The sequence below is a fragment of the Halobacillus sp. BBL2006 genome, assembly GCF_000786645.1.
Classification (GTDB): domain Bacteria; phylum Bacillota; class Bacilli; order Bacillales; family Halobacillaceae; genus Halobacillus.
In genome coordinates this window covers 1-2126 of sequence record NZ_JRNX01000843.1, presented here as the reverse complement: position 1 = coordinate 2126, position 2126 = coordinate 1, and the positions used below count along the sequence as shown (strand labels likewise).

Annotated in this window: 2 protein-coding genes; both read right to left on the bottom strand. The window is 43.2% G+C overall.

What is annotated here, in order from left to right:
- Nucleotides 1-1334: class I adenylate-forming enzyme family protein (locus LD39_RS20330; protein WP_035552901.1), on the bottom strand; the 1334-nt coding region annotated here is incomplete at its 3' end.
- A complete protein-coding gene (locus LD39_RS20325) occupies nucleotides 1331-1720 on the bottom strand; it encodes a MerR family transcriptional regulator (RefSeq protein WP_035552898.1) in 390 nt (129 codons plus the stop codon). The genes LD39_RS20330 and LD39_RS20325, both read right to left, overlap by 4 nt.
- Nucleotides 1721-2126 lie beyond the last annotated feature (406 nt).

Here is a 2126-nt window from a genome sequence, read left to right as displayed (position 1 = left end):
ACCGTTTCTCCCCAATAGGCATGAGGAACACCAACTAAGGCGATATCAGTAATATGGGGATGTTCTAAAAGAATCGATTCGACTTCCCGAGGATATATATTCACTCCTCCAGAAATGATCATATCCTTTTTACGATCGACTACCCAATAGAATCCATCCTGATCCTTCATTGCCAGGTCTCCAGTAAACAGCCAACCATCTTGAAAGGCTTCCTCTGTTCTCGTCTTGTCCTTATAATACCCTTTCATATTTCCTTCCCCTTTGAGGATAATTTCGCCGACTTCGTTCGTTCCTACATCCTGGCCTTGTTCATCAACGAGCCGAATTTCACAATTCAAAGCAGCTCTCTGTCCGATGCTTCCAGCTTTCGATGAATGCTCCTGAGGCATGAGCAGCGTGCCGTTCGGTCCAGCCTCCGTTAACCCGTACACACAGCATAAATGATCTGTATCCAACTGTTCCTCCACGAAATGAACTTCCGTCTGCGATAAAGGAGCTCCACCGTAGACCCAATATTTCATCCATGATAAATCGGTCTCTGTCACTTTCGGGTGCTTAGCCGTCATCAAGTAAGCAACTGGTGCTCCAAAGAAATGTGTCGTCCTTTCCTTAGACACAAGCTCTAATAACCGATCAGGAGTAAAGGAAGGAGAAAGCACGTGAGTAGCACCTACATAAGTTCCACCGATGAGAAAAAGATGCAGCGGAGCCGAATGACTGAGCGGCATCATGTGGAGCATACGGCTTGTTGGTTTCATTTCCATTTCCACAGCCATCATGGAAGCAACAGTCATAATGTTTTTATGAGTGAACACGACTCCCTTAGGCCGCCCAGTGGTCCCTGATGTATATAAAATTGCAGCTTCGTCTTCGTCCTTTACTTCACACTTCACCTCTGACCGATCCTCAGACTCTAAAAGCTCATCAAACGATAACCATCCTTCAGCAGACTCGTTTGTTTTTATAAAAATCCCATTATTGTTTTTTGGTAAAGAAGAAACTTGATTAAAAAGCCGATCATCTGTCAAAAAACCTTTAGCGTCACTATGATCAATAATATAAGAAACTTCTTCAGCCATCAGCCTCGCATTGATTGGAACGGCTACAGCTCCAACCCTCTGAACAGCAAAATAACTAATGACAAACTCTATCGTATTCGGCATATGGATGACGAATTTATCATTGGGTTGGACTCCTAGGCGTTGAAGAGCCTTCGCAAATTGATTAACCGCCTGATTCCATTCCTTATAAGTCAAACGTTCATCAATTGTGATGAGCCCTTCTTTTGAAGGATACTTACGGGATTGATAAGCTAAAAGCTCTGAAAGATTCATGAAGATTCCCCTCTCCTTTTGGCTATTTCTTCTTCAAATTTGGTGAGCCACTCATTCATTTCAGCCTTCAAATTCTCCAACTCGCGAATACGGGCATCCACCTCCATCATCTTTTTTTTACCATAACCGATGGTTCGCTCGAGCTGTTTGACGCCTGAGGGATCCTGATCAAACAGTAGGATCATGTCTTTAATTTCATCGAGCTGGAAACCGTATTTTTTGCCACGAAAAATCAGACTCAGCCTCGTCATATCAGCAGAACTGAATGCTCGTCGATTATTTTCTCTCGGTGGTTCAATCAAACCAATTTCTTCATAATAGCGAATTGTCCTTTTTGAAACGTCAAAATGTTCGGCTACTTCAGCTATGGATAGAAAATTAGACATTCAATCCCCTCTAACGTTAGAAAATTCTCACAATTAAACTATATCATTTACGTTAACGTAAAGTTCAATTATAAAATAATGGAAATTACATGCATCGGTATACCCATCCTAGTATGAGTTAAGCTATGAAATCAGTGGGAAGAGTCTTAACCCATCCACCGCATACCTATTTAGCTAATTTAATTAAGCTCCCTATTCCGTAAGACTCAGTTTCGAGACATTCGTGTGAGTTTGGGGCTGCGGGAAAAGGTTCGCTTTCCGTGGGGCGGACGCTGAGCCTCCTCGAGCTTACTTCGCTCTGCGGGGTCTCAACTGTCCCGCAAATCCCACAGGAGTCTCACCGTTTCCCTCCGCCCCATGACCATAAGAGTTTCTCGAAACCACTTCCAGAATAAGCAGATTTCAA

Bases quoted from the DNA above. Each gene is read 5' to 3' on its own strand.
- LD39_RS20325 (WP_035552898.1), bottom strand. From the start codon at position 1,720: ATGTCTAATTTTCTATCCATAGCTGAAGTAGCCGAACATTTTGACGTT.